The 22,539-nt window shown below is 62.5% G+C and carries 23 protein-coding genes and 2 tRNA genes; 6 read left to right on the plus strand and 19 right to left on the minus strand.

Annotated elements, in window-relative coordinates:
- Positions 1-25 precede the first annotated feature (25 nt).
- Both metA and O8W32_02060 read left to right on the plus strand, forming a co-directional pair.
- A complete protein-coding gene (gene metA, locus O8W32_02055; protein ID WII09629.1) occupies positions 26-955 on the plus strand; it encodes a homoserine O-succinyltransferase in 930 nt (309 codons plus the stop codon).
- Positions 952-1,335, plus strand: coding sequence for a Rid family detoxifying hydrolase (locus O8W32_02060; protein ID WII09630.1), 384 nt, complete (start codon positions 952-954; stop codon positions 1,333-1,335). Before metA ends, O8W32_02060 begins: the two co-directional genes overlap by 4 nt.
- Here the strand turns inward: O8W32_02060 and O8W32_02065 are convergent.
- Positions 1,322-2,479 (minus strand): radical SAM protein, encoded by a 1,158-nt coding sequence (locus tag O8W32_02065; protein WII09631.1) that lies wholly within the window; start codon positions 2,477-2,479, stop codon positions 1,322-1,324. The genes O8W32_02060 and O8W32_02065 overlap by 14 nt on opposite strands.
- Before the next feature lie 16 nt (positions 2,480-2,495).
- Positions 2,496-2,789, minus strand: coding sequence for a hypothetical protein (locus O8W32_02070; protein ID WII09632.1), 294 nt, complete (start codon positions 2,787-2,789; stop codon positions 2,496-2,498).
- Between the two features lie 334 nt (positions 2,790-3,123).
- On the opposite strand from O8W32_02070, the gene O8W32_02075 reads away from it, so the two are divergent.
- The gene (locus tag O8W32_02075; protein ID WII09633.1) at positions 3,124-4,038 is read left to right on the plus strand and encodes a DUF5685 family protein; all 915 of its coding nucleotides are present in this window, start codon (positions 3,124-3,126) and stop codon (positions 4,036-4,038) included.
- Here O8W32_02075 and O8W32_02080 read toward each other — a convergent pair.
- From O8W32_02080 to O8W32_02105, 6 genes are all read right to left on the minus strand, one after another.
- Positions 4,032-4,295, minus strand: a complete 264-nt coding sequence (locus O8W32_02080) for a hypothetical protein (protein ID WII09634.1) — start codon at positions 4,293-4,295, stop codon at positions 4,032-4,034. The two genes, O8W32_02075 and O8W32_02080, sit on opposite strands and share 7 nt — an antisense overlap.
- A 61-nt stretch (positions 4,296-4,356) precedes the next feature.
- Positions 4,357-5,694: an MFS transporter gene (locus O8W32_02085; protein ID WII09635.1), complete on the minus strand. Its 1,338-nt coding sequence runs from the start codon at positions 5,692-5,694 to the stop codon at positions 4,357-4,359.
- Between the two features lie 108 nt (positions 5,695-5,802).
- Positions 5,803-6,327, minus strand: a complete 525-nt coding sequence (locus O8W32_02090) for a cysteine hydrolase (protein WII09636.1) — start codon at positions 6,325-6,327, stop codon at positions 5,803-5,805.
- A gap of 32 nt (positions 6,328-6,359) precedes the next feature.
- Positions 6,360-6,782 (minus strand): hypothetical protein, encoded by a 423-nt coding sequence (locus tag O8W32_02095; GenBank protein ID WII09637.1) that lies wholly within the window; start codon positions 6,780-6,782, stop codon positions 6,360-6,362.
- 243 nt (positions 6,783-7,025) lie between these two features.
- Positions 7,026-7,103: transfer RNA gene (locus O8W32_02100), tRNA-Arg, on the minus strand.
- A gap of 65 nt (positions 7,104-7,168) precedes the next feature.
- The gene (locus tag O8W32_02105; GenBank protein WII09638.1) at positions 7,169-7,897 is read right to left on the minus strand and encodes an FKBP-type peptidyl-prolyl cis-trans isomerase; all 729 of its coding nucleotides are present in this window, start codon (positions 7,895-7,897) and stop codon (positions 7,169-7,171) included.
- A gap of 333 nt (positions 7,898-8,230) precedes the next feature.
- Here O8W32_02105 and gdhA point away from each other — a divergent pair, with 333 nt between their 5' ends.
- A complete protein-coding gene (gene gdhA, locus O8W32_02110) occupies positions 8,231-9,601 on the plus strand; it encodes an NADP-specific glutamate dehydrogenase (protein ID WII09639.1) in 1,371 nt (456 codons plus the stop codon).
- Positions 9,602-9,739: 138 nt separating this feature from the next.
- Positions 9,740-9,812: transfer RNA gene (locus O8W32_02115), tRNA-Thr, on the plus strand.
- Between the two features lie 113 nt (positions 9,813-9,925).
- Here the strand turns inward: O8W32_02115 and O8W32_02120 are convergent.
- From O8W32_02120 to argC, 11 genes are all read right to left on the minus strand, one after another.
- The gene (locus O8W32_02120; GenBank protein WII09640.1) at positions 9,926-10,066 is read right to left on the minus strand and encodes a hypothetical protein; all 141 of its coding nucleotides are present in this window, start codon (positions 10,064-10,066) and stop codon (positions 9,926-9,928) included.
- A 36-nt stretch (positions 10,067-10,102) separates the two neighbouring features.
- Positions 10,103-11,140, minus strand: a complete 1,038-nt coding sequence (locus O8W32_02125) for an AAA domain-containing protein (GenBank protein WII09641.1) — start codon at positions 11,138-11,140, stop codon at positions 10,103-10,105.
- Positions 11,141-11,158: 18 nt separating this feature from the next.
- Positions 11,159-12,208: an AAA family ATPase gene (locus tag O8W32_02130; protein WII09642.1), complete on the minus strand. Its 1,050-nt coding sequence runs from the start codon at positions 12,206-12,208 to the stop codon at positions 11,159-11,161.
- Positions 12,205-13,098 carry a hypothetical protein gene (locus tag O8W32_02135; GenBank protein ID WII09643.1) on the minus strand — a complete coding sequence of 298 codons (894 nt, stop codon included), beginning with the start codon at positions 13,096-13,098 and terminating at the stop codon, positions 12,205-12,207. Before O8W32_02135 ends, O8W32_02130 begins: the two co-directional genes overlap by 4 nt.
- Before the next feature lie 43 nt (positions 13,099-13,141).
- On the minus strand, positions 13,142-13,984 hold the full coding sequence (locus O8W32_02140) for a hypothetical protein (protein WII09644.1): 843 nt from the start codon (positions 13,982-13,984) through the stop codon (positions 13,142-13,144).
- Positions 13,985-14,159: 175 nt separating this feature from the next.
- Positions 14,160-15,815: a DEAD/DEAH box helicase gene (locus tag O8W32_02145; protein WII09645.1), complete on the minus strand. Its 1,656-nt coding sequence runs from the start codon at positions 15,813-15,815 to the stop codon at positions 14,160-14,162.
- Positions 15,816-15,867: 52 nt separating this feature from the next.
- Positions 15,868-16,557, minus strand: a complete 690-nt coding sequence (locus O8W32_02150) for an ACT domain-containing protein (GenBank protein ID WII09646.1) — start codon at positions 16,555-16,557, stop codon at positions 15,868-15,870.
- A 129-nt stretch (positions 16,558-16,686) separates the two neighbouring features.
- A complete protein-coding gene (locus O8W32_02155; GenBank protein ID WII09647.1) occupies positions 16,687-17,880 on the minus strand; it encodes an aspartate aminotransferase family protein in 1,194 nt (397 codons plus the stop codon).
- 2 nt (positions 17,881-17,882) lie between these two features.
- Positions 17,883-18,743, minus strand: coding sequence for an acetylglutamate kinase (gene argB / locus O8W32_02160; GenBank protein ID WII09648.1), 861 nt, complete (start codon positions 18,741-18,743; stop codon positions 17,883-17,885).
- 9 nt (positions 18,744-18,752) lie between these two features.
- Positions 18,753-19,979, minus strand: coding sequence for a bifunctional ornithine acetyltransferase/N-acetylglutamate synthase (argJ, locus tag O8W32_02165; GenBank protein ID WII09649.1), 1,227 nt, complete (start codon positions 19,977-19,979; stop codon positions 18,753-18,755).
- A gap of 6 nt (positions 19,980-19,985) precedes the next feature.
- Positions 19,986-21,008: an N-acetyl-gamma-glutamyl-phosphate reductase gene (argC, locus tag O8W32_02170; GenBank protein WII09650.1), complete on the minus strand. Its 1,023-nt coding sequence runs from the start codon at positions 21,006-21,008 to the stop codon at positions 19,986-19,988.
- Between the two features lie 237 nt (positions 21,009-21,245).
- Between argC and O8W32_02175 the strand changes: the two genes are divergently transcribed.
- Positions 21,246-22,538: an argininosuccinate synthase gene (locus O8W32_02175; GenBank protein WII09651.1), complete on the plus strand. Its 1,293-nt coding sequence runs from the start codon at positions 21,246-21,248 to the stop codon at positions 22,536-22,538.
- Position 22,539: the final 1 nt, after the last annotated feature.

Below are 22,539 nucleotides of genomic sequence, written 5' to 3' on the forward strand. Positions count from 1 at the left end.
GCATGAGCGGAGGAGGCGATAGCGCATGCCGATAAACGTCCCGAACGACCTCCCGGCGGCCTCTGTCCTCGAGAACGAGAACATGTTCGTCATGAGGGAGAACAGAGCGACGACCCAGGACATCCGTCCCCTGGACATCCTGATCCTGAACCTCATGCCGACCAAGGTCGAGACCGAGATCCAGATCATGAGGCTGCTCTCGAACAGCCCCCTGCAGGTCAACATAACCTTCCTGCAGATGTCCACCCACGTGTCGAAGAACACGTCCCAGGTGTACCTCGACAGGTTCTACGACCGCTTCGAGAACGTCAAGAACAGGAAGTGGGACGGCCTGATCATCACCGGCGCCCCGGTGGAGAACATCGATTTCACCGAGGTCGACTACTGGGACGAGCTCTGCGAGGTCATGGAGTGGTCCAAGAAGAACGTGTTCTCCACCCTGCACATCTGCTGGGGGGCGCAGGCCGGCCTGTACTACCACTACGGCATCCCGAAGTACCCCCTGAAGTCGAAGATGTCCGGCGTGTTCGCCCACAAGGCCCTGGCCAAGGACGAGCCGCTCCTGAGGGGGCTGGACGACGTCTTCTGGTTCCCCCACTCGAGGCACACCGAGGTCAGGGCGGAGGACATCCTGAAGAACCCCCACCTGCACATAGTCGCCGTCTCGGACGAGGCGGGAGTGGGCATCGTACTGAGCGAGAAGGCCGGGCAGGTGTTCATCACCGGCCACATGGAGTACGACGCCAAGACGCTCTCCTACGAGTACTACCGCGACCTGGGGAAGGGCATGAACCCCCACATCCCCTCGCATTACTTCCCGAACGACGACCCCTCCAGGGACCCGATAATGAACTGGAGGAGCACAGCGAACCTGGTGTTCACCAACTGGCTCAATTATTACGTGTACCAGAAGACCCCCTACGACATCAACGAGATCGGGGGCGACAGGGAATGAGGACGGAAAGGATCGCAGCGGAAGGGGGCATGCCCCCTCTGGGGCCTTACTCCCCCGGCATCGCGGCCGGGGACCTCGTCTTCGTCTCGGGGCAGACGCCCGCGGACCCGGCCACCGGGAAGGTGCCGGAGGGCATCGAGGCCCAGACCAGGCAGGCCCTGGAGAACGTCTGGGCCGTGCTCTCGGCCGCAGGCGTCTCCAGGAGCTCGGTGGCCAGCGTCACCGTCTACCTCACCGACCTCGGGGACTTCGCCGCGATGAACAGCGTCTACGCGGAGTTCTTCGAAGAGCCGTACCCCTCGCGCGTGTGCGTCGAGGTCTCCAAGCTCCCCAAGGGCGGGAAGATCGAGGTATCGGCGATCGGCGTCAGGCACCGCTGAATCGTTCCTGCGGGCCGCCCGACATCGGATTGACCAGTTTCCGAAGGACGGCCTCGCGGACCATGGGATTGAACGCGGAGAGGTCCTTCTTCTCGGAGATTATCGCGTCCACCTCCTGCTTCACGTGGGTGAACACCGCCTTGTAGATCCTGCAGGAGTCCCCTCCGGGGTTCTCCGCCCCGGACTGATAATAGGCATCGACGGCGCACCCGCCCTGGCAGTAATCGTAGATCTCGCAGTTCCGGCACTTCTCGCGGCGGGCCACTGACGCTTCCAGGATCTTGGAGAACCCAGGCGTCCTGAAGGCCTGCGAGATGCTGCTGATGTCGTTGATGTTGCACATCCGGAACTCAGCGGGGCAGCCTTTCCCGCACGGGTAGAGGTCCCCGTTCGGGTACATGCAGATCCACTTCATGAGGCAGGACGTGTGCGCGCAGTCCGACGGCTGAGGGTCGCCGAGGGCGTTGAGGATGTACAGGAAATGGGGGACCAGGGGGATCTTAGCGTCCGGGTCGTTGAACCACCTGTCGAAGACCTCGATGGACGACCTGATGTAAGCGTCCGGGTCGGGGACCAGCGAGGGGTCCTGCGCCGCGCATCCCGCTCTGATGACAGGTGCCAGGGAAAGGGAGGCGCCCACGTCCTCGAAATGGTCGTAGATCTCTGACTGGCGGTCCTGGCACTCCCTGGAGACGGTCGCGCTCACCGCGAACACCCTCTCCTTCCCGGCGAGCTCCTCGATCTTCTTCTCGACCTTGGCACAGTCATGCCTGAGGATCCCTGCGCAGGGTCCCTCGTGGGAGATGCCGATGTTGATCATCTTCTCCCTGCAGAACTGCACGAACTTCCTGTCGAGCTCCAGGCCGTTGGTCTGTACGGTGTTCCCGACCTTGGAGCGGCCGAAATGCTTCTCCTCCAGCTCGATCGCTTTCTTGAAGAAGGAGAGCGGAAGCGTCAGGGGTTCCCCGCCGTGCCATATGAAAAGGGCGCTGTCATACTCGGAAGCGACCATGGAGAACAGGCGGTCGAGCTTCTCGAACGATATCCTCGCCGGGGTCCTCTCCGATGGGAGATGATAACAGTGCCTGCAACCCATGTTGCAGGCCAGGGTGGGTTTGATGATAACCGAGATGAAACGATTCATCCACAACCGTTCTCGGTCAGAACGGCCACCAGGACCAATAGCCGTTGAAGCCGTCGGTCACGTAGCAGCAGCAGATGCAGCAGATGACGATGCAGCCGATGCAGGCGGCGTGCTGGGCAGGAGTCCTGCAGTAACCCCTCTCGCTGCAGCAGGAATAGTCGCAGGCGGGGTCTCCTCCGTCGATCTCGGCGTTCTTGGGGGTGTTGTAGTCTTTTTTGGTTTCCTCGCCGGTCACAATGGACATCGCAGTGAAAGCGAGCGGGGACTGGCTTGCGTAAGCAGCAATTAGCTCTTCGACAGACTTCGACATTAACTCACCCTGCCAATACTGGCTTAGATATAGCGACAGTAACCCCTCCGCATATTTTAAGCCTATTCCCTCCCCATTTATATAATAAAATAATGGGAGCAAAAAAGGAATAATCCCGGGGAAGGTTATTCCCGACGCATCACTCCGATAGCATCTGGCGTACTGCCGCCGATCGCAGGATCTCTGCAGACCGAGGTGCCGTGACGATGCCTGGACATCGCCGGGGGCAATGCTCCCCCGGCGGCCGGCTGAGGCCCGCTTTTAATCCGGAGAATCAGGAAACGCGGTCCCCGGACGATGAATCTTTTAACCCGCATGCGCCAATCAGGGTCCTATGTTCGGCTACACGGTCCCGCTCTTCTCGCGCATGCCTGCGCCGGAGAGGACGGACTATCAGCGGTACTACTGCGAGACCTGCCATCAGCTGAAGGCAGGATACGGGCTGGTCAGCACCGCGGCCGTGAACTACGACATGACCTTCAACACCATCGTCCTCAACGCCGTGGCCGGCGATGTTCAGGATTTCAGGGGGACCCGCGCAGGGCCTGCCTGCGTGCTGAGGGCACCCGGCGCGGACTCCGACCTGTTCCGCCGGATGGCCGCCTACACCGTGCTCCTGACCAAATGGGAGATCGAGGACGACCGCACCGATGCCCCCTCGCTGAAGACCCAGTTCATCGGCCTGACCCTGGAAAGAGCGATATCTAAGGCGGAGGAGAACGAGCCGGGGTTCGACAGGACCGTGGGCGACGGGTTCCGCCGTCTCCGCAAGCTCGAGATAGGGGAATGCCCCGACGCGGCGGCCATCGGGGAGGAGTTCGGGAGATACCTGGTGAAGCCTCTGGCGGAGATCGCCGGGGATGCGGACTTCCCAGAGCTCGACGAGCTCTTCATCAGGCTGACCCAGGCGATCTACGTCATGGACGCGGTCGACGACCTGGAGGAGGATTACACCGACGGGACGTTCAACCCGTTCCTCGTAGGCTGTCCCAGATTCATCAACAGGGACGTCTATGTGAAGGAGAACCTCTACACCCTCGCATCGACCCTGAACGGCATCATCGGGAAGCTGCAGGCCGCGTACTCGGAGGTCAGGCCCCGCATGAAGAGCATGCGCGGAGCGGCCGACAACATCGTGTACCTGGGGATACCCGAGGCCGCCAAGGATGCGCTTGCCGGAAGGAAGACGGCCAAGCCGAGCGTGAAGAACGCGCTCGACCGCCGGAAGGACAGGACGTCGACTTACTGACCGCTGAGGGCGTTGCGCCCGCAGGGATCGAAATGATTGCAGACACTGAGGATGTCGGTCTCCTCTCCCGTGAGCTTGCAGACCGCTTTCCCGAACGAGATCTCGGCATGGCTGCAGTTCTCGCAGCAGCCGGGGCGGTATCTGGGGCAGGAGCCCTTGGCATGGACCACCTTGTTGTTCACCATGCACGCCCAGTCATCATCAGAATGGACGCAGAACCTGCACACATCGCACTTGCCGTATCTCTCGTCCGACATCGGATTCGGGCTTACCTGGAAGAGGTAGATAAACATGCTGGCTGGCCGGGCCAGGCATGGTTCATCGCTCCTTTCCGGCGCCTGCCTTCCCGAGGGTCAGGCCGACCCCGAACACGGGATCGCCCGCTTTTTTCTCAGCTGATACGATCAGCAGGACGACGGCCGCTGCGGAAGCGATCGCCATCAGCCCCCACATCAGCGAGAACTGGTTGAGGGTGTACGGCCTCTCGATGATGAACCCCGAGACGGTCGTGAAGACGCTGGCACCAAGGAACAGGAAGATGTTGGTGGCGGCCACGGCGGTCCCGGAGACCGCCAGGGGGTACCACTCCTTCACCTGGCTGAACGAGAGGGTCATGAACCCGCCGAAGAACCCGAAGAGCGTGCTGACGGCCATCCAGAACCAGTAGCTGTCTATCTCCCCGGCGAACAGGAACAGAACGACCCAGACCAGGGCGAACGCCGTCCCGCCGAGGATCATGGTCCTCCTCTTGGACTTTATGATCCCATGGGACACGAAGGAGCCCACGGCCACGGTGCTGGCTATTTTGCCGATGCCAAGAGCGGTGATCATCCATGAGGCGGAGAGGGCGAAGTCGTAGACAGTATCGAAATACGTTGCCGCCCAGGTGGCCTGGAACACCATGATGGAGCCGTAGACCATGAAGTAGGCCAGGGCGCAGGGCCAGAACCTCCTGCCGCCGGACGCCACGAGCTTCAGCCCGGCGAGCATGGGCACTTTCGCGGCGGAGGACTCCTCGCGGGGCCTCCCGGTCTCCGCCTCCTCCGATTCCTCGACGGACGGCAGCCCGACGTCCTTCGGATGGTCGCGGATCAGGACCGCGCACGCGACGGCCAGGATGAAGGTCACCGTCCCGAGCACCAGGAAGACATCGCGCCATCCCACGGCATCCGCCAGCATGCGCAGGGGGCCGCCGGCGGCTATGGCGCCGACGTTCCCGACGGCTATGACGATGCCGTTGAGCACGGCGAAATCCCTGCGGGGGAACCACATGGAGACTATCTTCATCAGCGGGATGTAGACGACCGCCATGCCGACGGCGATCATCGCCTTGCCGACCGCTACGGCTGCGAACGAATCCGCGGAGAAGGTCAGCAGGGACCCGACGGATGCGACGGCCAGGAAGACGGACGAAGTCAGGCGCGGGCCGAAACGGTCCGCCATGAGGCCGCAAGGAATCTGCATCAGGGTGTAGGTCCAGAAGTACACGCTGTTGAGGATCCCCTTCGATCCCCCGACATCGTCGATGATATCATCGCCGACGACGCCCACCGCCATGCGGTGGAAGTAAACGAAGAAATATCCGATGGTGAGGACGATGAACATCGTCCATCCGAGACGGCCGACGGCCCTTGTAGCTGAGGGGTCTTCAGTCATAACGACCCACAAAGCGGGCCCTTGTATTTCAATATGGTTTGTACAGAACAGTGCAGAGCAGGGTTTGCGGCCCTTCCGGGGGCCGCATGCGGGCCTGCCCCTGGGTCATCATTCAGACGGCAGGACGTCGATGCAGAAGCCCTTCATCACGTCCAATGCCTCGCGGCCGAGCTTCCCGTCATAGGAGGCGACGAGCGCCGGGTCCACCAGGATGTCGGCGTCGGGCAGGGTGGTCCTGACCAAGGCTGCGTTCACGATGACGCAGATGTTGGTCGCCACCCCGCAGATCTCGACGCGGGAGTATCCCCTGCGCCTCATCATCTCGAAAAGCCTGTCAGATCCGAAAGTGCCTTTCTCGATGACAGTGCACCTCTCCGAGAGAGGCCTCAGCTTCCCGTATATCTCCCAGCCGGGCGTGCCCTTCATGCAGTGCTCCGTCGGTATGTGCCGGCCTTCGTTGGTCTCGCCGTAGCCGGGCCCGTGGGTGTCCTTGGTGAAGATCACGTCCTCGCCCTCGGCCAGGGCCTTCTCCACCCTCTGCGCGAGAGCATCCTCTATGCCGGCGGCGGCCTCCGATCCGAGGGACCCGCTGACGAAATCATTCTGGTAATCCACAACCAAAAGCGCATCCATATGCCGGCGGCATCGCCCTCCGGCATAAAGAATCATATGCGGATGATGGCGCCGGGGAATTTCGCCCTGAGGGCCGCGTAGACGTCGCTGAACGGGATGCCCGTCTCGATCGAGATCTCGGTGCATCCCATGCCGCTCTCGTACAGGCCGGCGACGTCGTCCTTCTCCTTCCTGCTGAGGCTGGTTCCGCCCGATGCATGCGCTTCGGTATCCGGGATGTCCCATCTCACCGAATGGCACCGGGGGCATCTCTTGGGGCGTCCCCTCGCGGTGCCCCACTTGTGGCCGCACCTGAGGCATACGCAGCGGAGATATTCCTTCATCCATACCGTAGAACGGCACTTGGGGCAGCTCTTCGGGATCCCGTCGTCCTTGCGCGATACCCACCTGTGGCCGCACAGGGAGCACGTGTAGAGGGCACCCGATGTGCCCGTGAAATCAGAGGACCGGTCCATAGGATACCACTGGATTCACATCGCGGTCTCGGCTTTATAAGGGATTTGCGAATATTTTCGGAAAACAGGATGAAAACATAATTGGATTGATAAGAACAGACAGATCCACGCCCGTTCCGGGGCGGGAGCGCATGCGGCCCGCAGACCGCATCGGATAAAGGCGCACGGACACCGGAACCTTCGGAAAGAAATCCCGGCCGGACAACGGCTTCGGAGACCGCTTGAACGGAACTAAAAGAAAGGTGGCGGGCAAGAAGGGATTCGAACCCTCAACCTACAGCTTAGGAGGCTGTTGCCATATCCAGGTTAGGCCACTTGCCCAGAGTTAAATCGTTTGCCAGTAAGGCAAAGCAGGAGATTTGCTCCTGCTTTATATCCTTATTGGTTCAGTTCTTGTCTTCAGCCGCAGGAGCGTCGGCCTTGGGGGCCTCGTCCTTCTTGGCCGCCGCCCAGATCTCGACGAACTCGACGGTGTCGACGCCGAACGCCTCGCGGAGGTCGGAGACGATTCTGAACCTGGCGGTGACCCAGGTCTGGTTGAACTTGACGATTTCGGGGAGGGTGACGATGACCTTGTCCCCGGGGAACTCGAACTTGAAGTCGGAGGCGTCGCCGAAGTCGGCCTCGATGATGGCGGCGGCCTTGGCGTTGTTGTCGGTGATCTCCTCAGAGATCTTCATGACGTACTTGAGGTCGTGGCCGGCGAGCTGGTTGTTGAAGTCGACGCGGACGCGTCCGGCTCCGACAGCGGTGACGATGCCGGGCCTGCCGCCGAGGGTGACGGTCATGCCGACCATGGGGTTGATCTGCTCCCTGTAGAACTCTTTGGCGGAGTGGACCTCGATGAGCTTGGGGTTCCTGGCTCCGGCGCCTTCCTCGGCGGGGACCTCGACGGTGAACTCCTCTCCGACCTTGGCGGCCGCGATGGCCTTGTCGAGAGCGGGGAACAGCTTGTTGGATCCGACGATGTACGCCATGGGGGCGTACTTGACCTTGTCGCTGTAGATGTTCGCTTCTTTCGCCGCCGCCTCGTCGGTGGTGTCGTAGAGCCTGTCCTCGTCCGCAAGATACGCCTTGTACTCAAGGCGGATGACCTTCTTCGCATTGTCTGCCATTTTTGAATCACCGTGAAAATATCGGTTGAATGCTCGTCGCGATTACGTCGCCTATATTAAAACTTGCCATGGGCGCGTGTATTGAACGTTATTTTCAGGAGGGGAGGGAAAGGCCCGCGGACGCCTCCGCGGCACGCTCCGGGACCTGCCCGGAGGTGTCTCAAGGGCATATGGATAATTGTCTAGTTTTTACGTATTATAATAGACAAACGGCGAATATGATACGGATTCCGTAGAATTTGAACGATTAACTATCATTTATCGATTTTTTCCGCCATTTAACTGTTAAATACTACAATCGTGATGCGAAAAAGCACCAAAAGAGGCAATCTGATGGCATCAATCAAAAACGAACTGAGCAACAAGTACCTTCAGGGCGTCTACCGCGACCTGAAGAAGCGCTACCCTGAGCAGAAAGAGTTCCTCGAGGCCGTCATGGAGGTCTTCATCTCCCTGCAGCCCGTCGTCGAGGCCCGCCCCGAGATCCAGAAGAACGCCATCATCGAGAGGCTCGTCGAGCCCGAGAGGACCATCATGTTCCGCGTCCCCTGGATGGACGACAAAGGGAAGGTCCACGTCAACCGCGGGTACCGCGTCCAGTTCAACTCGGCCATCGGACCCTACAAGGGCGGGCTCAGGCTCCACCCCTCCGTCAACCTGTCCATCCTGAAGTTCCTCGGCTTCGAGCAGATCTTCAAGAACTCCCTCACCACCCTGCCCATAGGCGGCGGCAAGGGAGGATCCGACTTCGACCCCAAGGGCAAGTCCGACAACGAGATCATGCGCTTCTGCCAGTCCTTCATGACCGAGCTCTACAGGCACATCGGCCCCGACACCGATGTCCCCGCCGGCGACATCGGAACCGGCGGAAGGGAGATCGGCTACATGTACGGCCAGTACAAGAGGCTCAGGAACGAGTTCACCGGAGTCCTCACCGGCAAGGCCATCCCCGCCGGCGGATCCCTCGCCAGGACCGAGGCCACCGGCTTCGGCCTCTGCTACTTCATGCAGGAGTACATGAAAGACTACAAGATGTCCTTCAAGGGGAAGACCGTCGTCATCTCCGGATCCGGGAACGTCGCCATCTACGCCTGCCAGAAGGCCACCGAGCTCGGCGCCAAGGTCGTCGCTGTCTCCGACTCCAACGGGTACATCTACGACCCCGCCGGCATCGACTACCGCAACCTCCAGCTGATCAAGGAGCAGAAGAGGGACAGGATAAAGACCTACCTCAACTACGACTTCGGGAAGAAGGCCCAGTACTTCGAGGGCTGCAAGGGCATCTGGACGATCAAGTGCGACATCGCTCTCCCCTGCGCGACCCAGAACGAGATCGACGGCGAGTCCGCCGAGATCCTCGTGAAGAACGGATGCAAAGCCGTCGGAGAGGGAGCCAACATGCCTTCCACTCCTGAGGCGATCGCCGTCTACAAGGCCAACAAGGTCCTCTTCGGTCCTGCCAAGGCCGCCAACGCCGGAGGTGTCGCCACCTCTGCCCTCGAGATGTGCCAGAACTCCGCAAGGCTCTCCTGGACCTTCGAGGAGGTCGACAAGAAGCTCAACGACATCATGGTCACCATCTACCACAACTCCGCCAACGCGGCCAAGAAGTACGGCTTCGAGGGCGACATCCAGGTGGGCGCCAACATCGCGGGCTTCGAGAAGGTCTGCGACGCCATGCTCTGGGAGGGCATCTCCTACTGAGCCAGGAGGGGCCCGAGCCCCTCCGAAACCCCTTAGGGCGCTTGCCGGTTTTTTATCGCCGGCACACCGCCCGCATATACTGGCCTGTCCGCGACGCGCCGATAAAGTATAATATCCCGGAGCGGATGGAGGCCGTAGGCCACTTTGGCGCAGCTGGTAGCGCACGTGCCTTGTAAGCATGAGGTCGGGGGTTCGAACCCCTCAAGTGGCTCCTTTTGATTTCTGGCACATCCGGCCCTTCATCGGATCCGAATAGTTCGCAAATGCCCCGGGACGTATCAGGCCCCGGAATGGTTTTGAAAAAATCGAAGCAAGGCCCGGGAATCACTTCTTGCCTTTCTTCTTGAGCTCTTTCATGGCCTTGTACTTCTCGACAGGGTCATCCGAGCTCATGGCCTTCTTCTTCTCTTCGGCCTTGGCTTTGTTCGCCTTGTTCCTGGAGAGCTGCTTCTTGCTCTGTGCCATGGAGCGTCCGTACTATCGGATTTTATTTGTATTTTTTCAATCGGACAGCCTGCCGTCAGAATACGATATTACATGCTGGCACACTCTGTCCGATACCAGGGCGCCGATCAGCTCCTCTTCCTTGGGGAGCCAGAAACCGCGGTCGCAGACGATGACCAGCCTCTTCTTGGCACGGGAGACCGCGGTGTTGATGACCTTCATGCCCGTCGCCGTGGATGAGGATGTGAACCTGAGAGGGACGTCGCGGACGCAGTCTTCGCCGTCCTGCACGCTCAGGATGACCGTGTCCCATTCCCTCCCCTGGGATTTGTGCACGGTCAGCAGGGCGTCCCCCTCCGACCACGGCATGGTGTCGCGGAGGACGCGGTACTGGTTCTTGTACGGGGTCAGGATGCAGAAGCTCCCTGCGGGAGGCTCCTCGCGCCGGATCCATTCCGAGATGGCCTCGGCCTCCGGCCTGTTCATGCGCTCTTTCCTCGGGCCGCACCTGACATCAATGCAGATTATCTCCAGCGGATGCTCGGCCAATCCCCTGATGCCGTTGCGGTAGACGAAGCGGTCGAGGACCCCGGCGAGGTTGTCCCCGAAGCGGTGGGAGGCGGTGAGGTCGCGCTTGACCGTGCGGGCGAAAGAGGGCTCCGCCCCTGCGCGGTACATGTCGGCAAGCTCCTGCGGATCCCTGGCGAGGACATCCTCGGTGTAGAGGGCGGACATGTCCCAGAGGAAGGACCAGGCCATCTTGGGGTCCTTCCCCGCCCATCCCTCCATGCTCTCCTTCTCCAGGGTGCACACCGGGGGCAGCTGCTTATGGTCCCCCAGGAACGTCACGGGGATGCCGTTGGCCAGCAGGGCGGTGCTCAGGAGGACCCCGCAGTACCCGGCCTCGTCGATGAATATGTGGTCGGCATCCAGGGCCGGCTTGTCCCCTTCGGCGCCGTTCGGCAGGAAGCGCGACATGCATATCTGCGGGGTGCAGGCGATTATCAGCGCGTCCTTCGGATCGCGGTCGACCGCCGATGCAGTGAGGGCGGCCGCCTGAGACTCCAGCTCCTCGATCCTCGCACCGATCTGCATGTCCGTGCATCCGGCGTACTAAGGGATCGAGCCCGCCGGACGGTCGCGCCCGTACATCACCCTCTGAAGTTCTCCCAGTGCATTGCCGTCGCCTTTTTCCGCACGTGCCAGCAGCGCAGAGGCCTCCCTGTCGCCCTCCAGCCTCCGGGAGAGCGAGGCGATCCTGTCGGAGAAAGGCTTCCCGCGCTCGCCCCTTTTTTGCATGGACATGAGCTCTGCGACCTCGCCGCGGACGGAATCGCGGCGGCGCTCGGCGAGGACCTTCCTGAGAAGGTCCGCATCCTTCCTGCGCTTGTCCGCGATGGCGCGGATGCCCTTCCCCTCGCATATGCCGGGATACTCCGAGGCGAACGGCTCGGTCGCCGTCCCCAGGCGGATGATGGCCTTCGCCGGGTCCAGCCCCGACAGCTCCCTGCTGCGGCCGATGGCGCTTATGAGCCCGCGCAGTACCTGCTCCACGGCGTTGTTGGTCGGAGCGATCACCGCTACCCTCCTCCCCTTTGCAAGATAAGCGGAGACGGAAGCTGCGAGGACCTCCTGGGTCTTCCCGGTGCCGGGAGCTCCCCACACATATGACATGGGGGACGAAAGCACCGCGCGGACCGCCTCCCTCTGCTCCGGGGTAGGGGCGGGGCCGTCGGGCCAAGGCACGGCATCCCCGGCGATGCACGGGGCCGAACGGGGCAGGGACACCGACTCCCCGAAGCGCTCGTAATATTCCTTGAGGTTCCTGACCAGGAAGGACAGGTCCGTCTCTATGCTGAACCTGTGCCCCTCCTCGGAAGCCACGTTGAACACCCAGGCTGGGACCTTCGCCGCCAAGGTGCGGCTGTCCCTGTCGTAGAAGAGGATCTCCGCCTCCGCGGTGACGCAGAGGTCCTCGATCCTGATCCTGAGCCCGTCGGTATCCTCGATGGGGCGGGCGAGCACGAGGATGATGTGCTCCTTCCCGGACGTATGGTACGACTCAACCTCTGCTACAGAGAGATTGGTCCCGTTGGCCCCGGTGAACGACAGCAGGGCCTCCGCCGCGGACGTGCAGACGGAGACCAGTTCGCGGCCCCTCATCCGGCGTTCTTCACTCTCTGCGCCTTAGGCTCCCTGGGGGCCGGAGGCTCCATATCGAAATAACCGTCGACGAAATCGGCGATGTGCCCATGGCAGGAGGCGAGGTGCTTCTTGGCGGTCAGCTTGGTCGACATGGCGTAGCGGCTCATGTCGTCGAGCCCGTCGGCGAGGTACCCGGCCCTGTCGGTGCGGTTGCATTCCCAGTACATCACGGCCTTCTCGATCTCCGGAAGCGACTTCCCATCGATGGAGAGGGTCGCAGCGTCGTTCAGGCTGTTGAAGAACTGCCTGAAGAGCAGGACGGAGCGGTTTGACATCTTCTTGTCCATCTTGAACCTCTTCTTAGAGGGGTTCATGGCGGATATCGTCTCGGCGGCCGTCGCGCCGAGGTCTATGCAGTCCCGGCACTTGATCGGCACGTCGCGGATGTCCGCCGCCCAGCCTATGTACCCCATGTCGAGGTAGCAGCAGTTCATGTACAGGACGACGACGTCCTGCGGGTCCTGCGCACGCGGGACCTCGGAGGCTATGATCCTGAACATCTCGCCGGTGACGGAGCCAGCTTCGATCCCGGGATGCTTGATCTCCATCTCCGTTTCCACCCTGGCCATCGCGGGCACCGGGTACACGGTGCCTGGCTCGACGGCGGCGATGCAGGCGGCCGCCGCCTTGCGGGGTATCTCCCCGTAGGCGCGGACGAAGGCCCTGTCCTCCCCGTCCCAGCGGTCTACGCCGTCCGACCAGAAGTCGGCGGCCTTCGAGAGGTTCCCGTGGGCCAGCATCGATTCCGCTGCTATGAAGCAGGCGTTCCATCCCGCATCGTCCGCTATGACCGGGATGTCGTATGCTGTCTCCTTTTCCTCTTCCTTCTTCCTTCCGAACATCGTCATTACCTTCTAGGCCCGGTCGCCCGGTTAAACATTTGCGCTGCAGTCAGCGGGAACTCCCTTTCCCGAAGTACTCCTCTATGAACGCGGATATCGCGGCGTCCGCCGAACGGCGGTTCGATCTCGTTATGCCTGCGGACGCCCCCCTGCCGACGGCGTTCAGCCCCTCGGCCAGGCGGATGGTCCTGTCGGCAGGAGCGGAGCTCCAGTATGCGACAGCCGATTCTATGTCCTCCAGCGGCCTCGACCTGACCGCCTCCTCGGTGTCCTGCGACAGCTGATCGAAGAAGCCCTTGTAAAGTGCCAGCGTGCGCACGGCCATCTTGACGTTCATGCTCCCCATGTACCCCTCGGAAGCATGCTTTCCGGCGGCGCCCTCGGAGCGTTCCGCCAGGGCGGAAGCGGAACGGCAGAGGAGGGGCACGTCGCGGATGTCCGCCGCCCATCCCATCCTCCCGATCTGGAGGTAGAAGCAGTTCATGCAGAGGAGGACCACATGGTCGTCCGAGTCCATCCTGTCCAGCTTCGAGGAGACCGAGTCGAAGGACTCGCGGCAGACGGATGCCGTCACATCCGGGAACTTCAGGGACATGTAGGATTCCAGCTCGGCGAGCTGATGGCACGGGTGCAGCACACCCTTGGAGATATCCGACACCACCTTCTCAGAGAAACGGCGGGGGATGCCCCGGTAAACGCGCAGGAACCCCTCGTCCTTCCCGTCCCAGCGGTCGGCGGACTGCTTCCACAGGGCCACGGCGCCCCTGAGGTCGCCGGAACGCCACTGCCTGCCGGCGGCGTCCGCGAAGCTGCTCCACGGAGCGTCCGCCGGTATGTCCGGGAGCTCGGGCGCGTCCGCCCCCTTCTTCCCCTTCCTGCCGAACAGTCCCATTCGAATCGTCCTCCCTAACGCCCTTCTATTACTTTAAGGACGACTTCGAGGGCGGAGAAACGGGAAGCACATCACGGACGCAGGACGGAGTACCCGCCCACGAACTTCTCGATCTGATAGTCGGCAACGGCGAAGTTCTTGGGGGCCGAGGACGCGGATGCCTTCTCTATGATGTTCAAGGCCGAGCACGAACGTGTCGGAACGGTCGGACGGCCTGCCTCCGCAGCAAGGCCGCCTTGGCGATGTCGCCCTCAGATGCCCAGGCCTTCCTGGCCGCGGAAGAAGACCCCCGCCATCGCCTCTTCTCCTTCTTCTTCCTGGCCACGCTCTCCTCGAAGCTCTCCTTCTCCGGAGCGTAGTCGCAGGTGACGTCCTTCCCTTCGCAGACGGTGCCGTCCACGCAGTCGATGACCGCGTCAGCGGTCATGGCGTCGACCTCGACGAAAGACGATTCCTCCCCGAGCCCGACCTTACCGACCGCCTCGTCCGGGAGGCCGGCCCTCTTGCGGACCATGTCCGCGATCCGGGTCCTGGTCATCCCGTCCTTCTTACCGAGATTGATGATGAGTGACACCGTGTCCGGCGCCCTGCCCGACGGCTTCTTCTTGGGGGGCTGGTCCGGGCCCTTGTCCGGGCGGGGGCGGGCCCTGCGCTCATGATGGACCACCTCATGCGGCTCGGAGAACTCCTCGAGGTCCTCCGGCTCTATCCTGCGGATGCGCACGTCGGTGGCGTCCTCGAACAGGCGGATGCGGTCCATGTCCCTGCGGGTGGCTATGGTGACAGCGGTGCCCTCCCTGCCGGCCCTCCCGGTCCTGCCGATCCTGTGGATGTAGGATTCCGCCCGGGACGGGGCGTCGAAGTTCACCACCAGGTCGACATCCTCGATGTCCAGGCCCCTGGCGGCGACATCGGTGGCGATGAGCACAAGAGTCCTGTTGTCCCTGAACTTCCTGACCACCCTCTCCCTGAGCTCCTGGGGCATGTCGCCGTGGAGGGTCCCCACCCTGCGGTCGTCCCTCATCTCCTCGTAAAGGGTGTCGACCATGGTCTTGGTGGCGCAGAAGACGATCGCCTTGGGGTTCCCGCGGGCCAGGACGGCGCGCAGGACGTCGCGTTTCTCCTCGCGCCTGCACATGATGACGTACTGCCTGGTGAGACCGGAGAGGACGTTCCCCTCGGTGGCATCTATGGTCACCGGATCATGCAGCAGGCTCTGCTCCAGCCTCTCGACGGAAGGGGTCATGGTGGCCGAGAACATCATGGTGTGGCGGCCCTCCGGAAGATGTGCCAGCACCGCGTTCAGGTCCTCCTCGAACCCCATCTCCATCATGCGGTCGGCCTCGTCGATCACCGCTTCCTCCGCGGAATCGAGCGAGAGGATGCCCCTCTCGCACATGTCCCGGAGGCGCCCGGGGGTGCCGACGATGACGTCCGCCCCCCTGCGGATGGCCTCGGCCTGCTGCCTCATGTCCGCTCCGCCGTACACGGCGAGGCTGTAGTGGCGGGACGTCTTCGAGAGCTTCCTGAACTCCAGCTCCACCTGCAGGGCGAGCTCGCGGGTGGGGACGATGACCAGGACCGAAGGCCGGTGGCGACCCCCCTCGGTGCGGGAGAGGGCGGCCATGGCGTACGCCCCGGTCTTCCCGGTGCCGGTCTGGGCCTTTGCGATGATGTCCCTGCCCGAAAGGGCCGCGGGTATGGCCTCGGCCTGCACGCGTGTGGGCTCCGCCCATCCCAGCGCCTCGGCGGCGCGGGCTATCTCGGGCCTGACGCCCAGTTCTTCGAAGGTGACCGTGTTAACAGCTCCGGCGGGGCGGATGCCCCGCATGTCCCTTCCCTATGGCGAACCCTATAAAAATGGAACCCCTCGCGGAAAGGGCTCAGCTCTTGCCGCCGACGGTGTCCTCGGCGGACTGGATGCACTTGGTCAGCACCGAGTAGGCGCTGATCATGTCCGGCTCGTCGACTATGAAGATGGTGTCGGTGTGGCAGGAGACGGTCTCCTCGATGTTGATGCCGGCATCGGAGAGGTTGGTGATCAGGTAGGCGATGACCCCGGCGGTATCGACGATCTTCTCGGGGGACTTCACCACGATCTCGACGAGGTTCTCCCTCACCTTGATGATGTTGAACCTGCCGACGGTGTCCATGATCCTGTCCCTGAGCATGCGGTCGGCGATAATGGTAACGGCGCTGGCCGACTGCACGCACTGCATGATGGAGTTCTCGTTCCAGAGGTCCTTGAACAGGCTGTCCATCTTGTGGAGGACGGTCCAGTCGTTCTTGGCGGTGACGATGCAGGTCTTCGTCCTCATCTCGAGCCTGCTGTCCTTGAGGACGGTGAGGATGGCAAGCTCATGGTCGGTGGTGACGCTGAGCTTGGTGGCGTAGCGCCTGCAGGCGATCATGACGGCCTCCTCGTTCTCCACGTCCAGGTCCTTCATGATCATCCGGGCCAGGGAGGAGTAGTTGATGAGGCCTTTGGAAACGCAGTCCTTGATGCTCGGGTGCGCATCGATGTATATCCTGGTCCGCTCAGCCAGGCTTTCGCGCGAGGGGGTTTCTGCCATATGCGGGAAGTAACACATTCCGATATTTATGTCCTGTTTCTGACAGGATGTACAATTATGGAGGGTCACTTGAAAGGACCGCGGGAAGGCCTGCGGGCCCCCCGCGGAAGAACATCTGTTAAGGGTTTCTCAGAGCAGGGCGACGGCCTCGGAGAAGACCTTCATGAAGTCGTCCTTCTGCTTCATCGAGAAGATGAGCGGCGGGATGAGCCTGACGGTCTTGCCGTGGGCGAGGTTGACCAGGACCTGGTGGCCGATCATGTAGTCCCTGATGGACGCCGCCTCCTCGGGAGTGGATATCTCCACGCCCTGGATGAAGCCCATTCCGCGGACGTCGACGATCTTGTTCGGGAAGTCGGCCTGGAGGGCCTTGAGGTCCTTGGTCCAGGCCTCGCCGACGGTCCTGACGTTCTCGAGGAGGTGCTCGCGGTTGATGATGTCGATGACGGCGCATCCGCTGGCGGTGACCAGGGGGTTGCCGCCGAAGGTGGTCCCGTGGGTCCCGGGGGTCATGACGGAAGCGATTTCGTCGGTGGACATGACGGCTCCGATGGGCATGCCCGCGGCCAGGCCCTTGGCGGTGGTCATGATGTCCGGGATGACGCCCAGGGCATCGCAGCACCACCACTGGCCTGTCCTTCCCATTCCGGTCTGGACCTCGTCGACGATCATCAGGGTGCCGTTGTCGGTGCAGAGGTCGCGGACGCCTCTGAAGAACTCGCGGGTCGCCGGGTGGACCCCGGACTCCCCCTGGATCCCTTCGACGATGAGCGCAGCGGTGTCCTTGGTCATCTTCGCCTTGACATCCTCGAGGTCGTTGAAGTTGTAGTAGACGTACGCGTCCTTGTTGATGAGCGCCTCGAACGAGTTCTGGATGTTCTTCTGCCCGGTGGCTCCCATGGCGGCCGAGGTCCTTCCGTGGAACCCGTTCAGGGCGGACATGATCTTGGTCCTCCCGGTGTAGCGGACAGCGGTCTTCATGGCGCCCTCGTTGGCCTCTGCGCCGCTGTTGCAGAACAGTGTGCGGGTGATCGGCTCGGGGGTTATGGTGGAGATGCGCTGTGCCAGCTGCGCCTGCTCCTTGATGTAGTAGAGGTTGGAGACGTGCACCAGGTGGGACACCTGGTCGCGCATGGCCTTGACCCATTCCGGGTGCGAGTACCCGAGGGAGCAGACGGCGATGCCCGCCACGGTGTCGAGGTACTGCTTCCCCTCGTCGTCGTACAGGTAGCAGCCCTCTCCCCTCTCGAACGCAAGGTCCAGGCGACCGTAGTTCGGGAACAGGTATCTCTGGCTCAGCTCCTTGACTTTATCGAATTCCATGTTTATCCCTTGAATGATGATTGTTGATCGGTTGATGATGCCCGCTTCGATCGGCCTTTGACGATGAGGGTGCCCACCGGCTCCCCTCTTATCGCGCCGGTTATTATGCTTCCGTCGGTGCGGCCGCTGACCATGCGGACGGATTCCGCCCCTGCCTCGACCGCCTTCCGGCAGGCGATGACCTTGGGAATCATCCCTCCGCTGATAGTGCCGTCCTTCACCATGGCATCGATCTGGGACAGCGTGACGGTGTCGATCTTCGACGACGGGTCCTTCACGTCCCTCAGTATCCCGGGGACATCGGTGACCGCAATCATCTCCTTCACCCCTGCCGCGGCGGCCACGGCCGCGGCCATGGTGTCGGCGTTCACGTTGAGATGCTGGGTCCCGTCCGACCCGACGGGATAGATGACAGGTGCCACGCCGTCGTCGACGAGGTCGTAGATGACCTGCGCGTCCACCTTCACGGGAACCCCGGTGAGACCATAATCCACGAACATCTCCTTCCCCTCGTCGATGACGGTCATGGGCTCGTCCTTCCTGCTCTCGGCCACGAAGTAGCCCGGCATGCCGACGCATCTGACCCCCGCTTTCTCCATGGCGGCCACGATGTCTCCGTTGATGCTGCGGAGGACACTCTCCACCACCTCCATCGTCGGCCCGTCGGTGATGCGCTTGCCGGCGACCTTCTTGGGCACGATGCCGCGCCTCTCGAGCTCGGCATTGATGGCGGGGCCTCCGCCGTGCACGAACACCAGGCTGATCCCCTCCTTCTGGAGCTCGGCGGCCTCAGCGCAGAGCTTCTCCAGGCCCCCCTCGCCGAGGGCGTTCCCGCCGAACTTCACCAGATAGATCTCGCGCATGCCCATCTCTCAGGATGCGTACTCCGCGTTGATGCGGACATAATCGTAGGTGAGGTCGCAGCCCCAGCCGGTGGCCTTCCCGTTGCCCACTCCGAGGTCGAGCTGGAAGATGACCTCCTTGTTGTCCATGGCCATCCTCACGACCTCGACGGACCTCTCCTCCTGGAACACCGGAGCGCCCGAATCGAGGATGGGGACCTCCATGTCGCCGCCTTTGATGGTCAGGTGGACCTCGTCGAGGTTGAAGTTGACCCCGCTGTTCCCGAGGGCCATCATTATGCGCCCGTAGTTCGGGTCGGCGCCGAAGATGGCGGCCTTCACGAGCGGGGAGTTGATGATGGTCTTGACGACCTTGCGGGCGTCGGAGTCGCTCTCGGCCCCGGTGACCTCCACGGTGACGAGCTTGCTGGCACCTTCTCCGTCCATGGCGATGGTCTTGGCGATCTTGGTCATGACCATGCGCAGGGCGTCGGCGAAGGCCGGGTCGTCGTCGGCCGCCTCGCCCCCGGCGAGGCCGTTGGCGAGCATCAGGCAGGTGTCGTTGGTGGACTGGTCGCCGTCCACGGACACCATGTTGAGGGAATCGTCGAGGATCTGCTGGAACGTGTCCTGGAACTTGGGGGTCAGGACCGCGTCGGTGGTGATCATCGTCAGCGTGGTCCCGTGGAGCACCTTCAGGTGGGGCGCGATCATGCCGCTGCCTTTGGAGATCGCGGACACGTAGACCAGGGTGCCGTCGCCCAGGCGGACGCGGACCGAGCATTCCTTCTTCACGGTGTCGGTGGTCATGATGGCCTCGCAGAGCAGGCCGTCCGCCTCGCGGCCGACGTCGAGCTGCCTGGCGGCCTTGGAGATGCCGTACTGGATCTTGTGCATGTCCATGAAGCGGCCGATGAGGCCGGTGGACATGACCCCCACCTGAGTCGGCTCGAGGTTGAGCTCGGCAGCGACCGCCCTCTGCATGGTCTCCGCATCCTCCAGGCCGCGGCGGCCGGTGAGGGCGTTCGCGTTCCCGCTGTTGACGACCACGGCCGACAGCTTGGGGGAGTTCTGCTTCATCATGAGCTGCACGGGCGCCGCCTTGACCTTGTTGGAGGTGAACGCCTTGAACGCAGTCGCCGGGACCTCGGAATAGAGGAGCCCCAGGTCGAGGGAGCGGTACTTGACTCCGCTGTGCACCCCGGCCGCTTTGAAACCCTGGGGGGTCGTTATGCCCCCGTCGATAATCTCTACCATTTCAATTCACACTCCGAGACCCGGGAAGTCGAGGCCGTCGGACTCCGGCAGCCCCAGCATCAGGTTCATGTTCTGCACGGCCTGCCCGGACGCCCCCTTGACGAGGTTGTCGAGCACGCCGAAGGCGACCAGGCGGTCCCCGTCCAGTCTGACGGCCCCCACCTGGGCATGGTTGGACCCGACGACATCGCGGATCGACGGGTTCTCCACATAGTGCACGAAGCGCTCCTTCCCGTACTGCGCCTCGTACACTGCGTCTATGTCCTCCTGCGGCGCGCCGTCCCTGAGCCTCATGTAGCAGGCCGAGATGATCCCACGGACGATCGGGACCAGGTTGGGGACGAAGGCAATGTCGCAGCCGGTCCCCGCGAACATCCCGACGGCCATGTCCATCTCCGGCTGGTGGCGGTGGGTCCCCACTTTGTACGGGATGACCGATTCGCCGCAGTACGGATGATGGAGGCGGGGGGACGGCGTCATGCCGGCCCCGGACGTCCCGCTCTTCCCGTCTACGAAGACGTCGGGGAAGACGAGGCCCGACTTCATGATCGGGGCTATCGCGAGTATCGCGGAGGTGGCGAAGCAGCCCGGGTTGGCCACCAGGCCCGCCCCCTTGATATTGTTGCGGAAGAGCTCCGGGAGCCCGTAGACGGCCTCCTTCATGCCCTCCGGGTCGGTATGCTCCTTGCCGTAGTACTTCTGATAGAGGGCAGGGTCGCTGAAGCGGTAGTCCCCGGACAGGTCGATGCACTTGATGCCCTGGGCGCGCAGGGCGGGGACCTCGTCCATGGCGACCCCGTAGGGGGTGGCCACCAGCACCAGGTCCAGGTCCTCGGTGTCCGAGATCTTCTCGGTGAACGAGATGTCGGTGTACCCCCTGAGGAACCCGTGGACCGACGAGACCTTCTTCCCGGCGTTCGAGCGGCTGGTGAGGGCCGCGAGCTCCACGTCGGGATGCTTCACGAGAAGGCGGGACAGCTCGCTCCCCGTGTAACCAGTTCCTCCGATGATTCCAACCCTGTAGACCATGGCCGTTCCCTGCTTCCGATGATGGAAGACCACTTCCGACAGGGTTAAAAATATGATGTCTGAAAAACGACACATTCTGTCGGAACCGTCAGAACTGCGACGGCACCGACGGTATGTCGACCTGAGATTCCCAGGGAGACAGAAAAGCACCCCTGCCCGGACGCGGCCCCGGAAGAGCCCCGCGCATGCGCGCGCATCGGCTATCTATAAATGAAAAGACGCTATGGTCTGGAACATATGGCAGCAGCTAAAGCGGCTAAGAAGGAGCAGGCGAAGAAAGGCACCGCCGGCAAGGCCGGGGAATCCGGAAGGGACAAGGTCGTCCTCGCGTACTCCGGAGGACTGGACACTTCCGTTGACATCCACTGGCTCTCGGAGAACTACAACGTAGACGTCGTCGCGGTCTCCGTAGATGTCGGCCAGCCCAAGGCCGAGGACGACATCATCGCCCGCGCCAAAAGGAACGGGGCGGTGGACGCCATGTTCATCGACGTGAGGAAGGAGTTCGTCGAGAACTACGTATGGCCGCTGGTCAAGGCTAACGGCCTGTACCAGGACGTCTACCCCCTCAGCACCGCCATCGCCAGGCCCCTGATGGCCAAGACGCTGGTCGAGGTCGCCGAGAAAGTGGGCGCGAAGTACATCGCCCACGGATGCACCGGGAAGGGGAACGACCAGGTCCGCTTCGACGCGGGCATCGTCGCCCAGAACCCCGACCTCAAGATCCTGGCCCCGCAGAGGGAATGGGTCGTCAGCAGGGACGAGGAGATCGACTACGCCGCCGAGCACGGCATCGAGATCAAGGCCAAGAAGAACAGCCCCTACTCCAGGGACGAGAACCTCTGGGGCGCCAGCTGCGAGTGCGGAGCGCTCGAGGACGCCTGGAGCGAGCCTCCTGCCGGCGTGTGGGCGCACACCGTCGACCCTGATAAGGCCCCCGACGAGCCGACCTACATCGAGATCGGCTTCGAGAAGGGCGTCCCGGTGTCCCTGAACGGGAAGAAGACCGACGGGGTCACGCTCATCGAGAAGCTCGACAAGATCGCCGGGGACAATGGCGTGGGGAGGATCGACCACGTCGAGGACAGGCTCGTCGGCATAAAGAGCCGCGAGACCTACGAGTGCCCTGCGGCCGTCGTCATCATCGCGGCGCACAAAGCGATGGAGGCCATGTGCCTGCAGCGCGAGGTGCTCGACTTCAAGAGGATCGTCGAGCAGAAGTTCACCCGCATCGTCTATGACGGCCAGTGGTTCGGCGGCCTCAGGGAGCCCGTCAACGCCTTCATCGACAAGACGCAGGAATACGTCACCGGCACGGTGCGCGTGAAGCTCTACAAGGGCAGCGTCACCGTGGTCGGGAGGAAGAGCCCCGTGTCCCTCTACGACCAGGGCCTGGCCACCTACTCCAAGGACACCGTCGACACCTTCGACCACAAGGCCGCGATGGGGTTCATCTACGTCTGGGGCCTGCCCGATCAGACCGCGGCCAGGGCGCATGCCGGCGCCAAAGGCAAGAGCAAGAAGCAGTGAT

The sequence above is a fragment of the Methanomassiliicoccales archaeon LGM-DZ1 genome (assembly GCA_030168595.1).
Taxonomy (GTDB): Archaea; Thermoplasmatota; Thermoplasmata; order Methanomassiliicoccales; family Methanomethylophilaceae; genus Methanomethylophilus.

Coding starts and splice junctions, on each gene's coding strand:
- metA (WII09629.1), top strand. CDS start 26: ATGCCGATAAACGTCCCGAACGACCTCCCGGCGGCCTCTGTCCTCGAG.
- O8W32_02060 (WII09630.1), top strand. CDS start 952: ATGAGGACGGAAAGGATCGCAGCGGAAGGGGGCATGCCCCCTCTGGGG.
- O8W32_02065 (WII09631.1), bottom strand. CDS start 2,479: ATGAATCGTTTCATCTCGGTTATCATCAAACCCACCCTGGCCTGCAAC.
- O8W32_02070 (WII09632.1), bottom strand. CDS start 2,789: ATGTCGAAGTCTGTCGAAGAGCTAATTGCTGCTTACGCAAGCCAGTCC.
- O8W32_02075 (WII09633.1), top strand. CDS start 3,124: ATGTTCGGCTACACGGTCCCGCTCTTCTCGCGCATGCCTGCGCCGGAG.
- O8W32_02080 (WII09634.1), bottom strand. CDS start 4,295: ATGTCGGACGAGAGATACGGCAAGTGCGATGTGTGCAGGTTCTGCGTC.
- O8W32_02085 (WII09635.1), bottom strand. CDS start 5,694: ATGACTGAAGACCCCTCAGCTACAAGGGCCGTCGGCCGTCTCGGATGG.
- O8W32_02090 (WII09636.1), bottom strand. CDS start 6,327: ATGGATGCGCTTTTGGTTGTGGATTACCAGAATGATTTCGTCAGCGGG.
- O8W32_02095 (WII09637.1), bottom strand. CDS start 6,782: ATGGACCGGTCCTCTGATTTCACGGGCACATCGGGTGCCCTCTACACG.
- O8W32_02105 (WII09638.1), bottom strand. CDS start 7,897: ATGGCAGACAATGCGAAGAAGGTCATCCGCCTTGAGTACAAGGCGTAT.
- gdhA (WII09639.1), top strand. CDS start 8,231: ATGGCATCAATCAAAAACGAACTGAGCAACAAGTACCTTCAGGGCGTC.
- O8W32_02120 (WII09640.1), bottom strand. CDS start 10,066: ATGGCACAGAGCAAGAAGCAGCTCTCCAGGAACAAGGCGAACAAAGCC.
- O8W32_02125 (WII09641.1), bottom strand. CDS start 11,140: ATGCAGATCGGTGCGAGGATCGAGGAGCTGGAGTCTCAGGCGGCCGCC.
- O8W32_02130 (WII09642.1), bottom strand. CDS start 12,208: ATGAGGGGCCGCGAACTGGTCTCCGTCTGCACGTCCGCGGCGGAGGCC.
- O8W32_02135 (WII09643.1), bottom strand. CDS start 13,098: ATGACGATGTTCGGAAGGAAGAAGGAAGAGGAAAAGGAGACAGCATAC.
- O8W32_02140 (WII09644.1), bottom strand. CDS start 13,984: ATGGGACTGTTCGGCAGGAAGGGGAAGAAGGGGGCGGACGCGCCCGAG.
- O8W32_02145 (WII09645.1), bottom strand. CDS start 15,815: ATGCGGGGCATCCGCCCCGCCGGAGCTGTTAACACGGTCACCTTCGAA.
- O8W32_02150 (WII09646.1), bottom strand. CDS start 16,557: ATGGCAGAAACCCCCTCGCGCGAAAGCCTGGCTGAGCGGACCAGGATA.
- O8W32_02155 (WII09647.1), bottom strand. CDS start 17,880: ATGGAATTCGATAAAGTCAAGGAGCTGAGCCAGAGATACCTGTTCCCG.
- argB (WII09648.1), bottom strand. CDS start 18,743: ATGCGCGAGATCTATCTGGTGAAGTTCGGCGGGAACGCCCTCGGCGAG.
- argJ (WII09649.1), bottom strand. CDS start 19,979: ATGGTAGAGATTATCGACGGGGGCATAACGACCCCCCAGGGTTTCAAA.
- argC (WII09650.1), bottom strand. CDS start 21,008: ATGGTCTACAGGGTTGGAATCATCGGAGGAACTGGTTACACGGGGAGC.
- O8W32_02175 (WII09651.1), top strand. CDS start 21,246: ATGGCAGCAGCTAAAGCGGCTAAGAAGGAGCAGGCGAAGAAAGGCACC.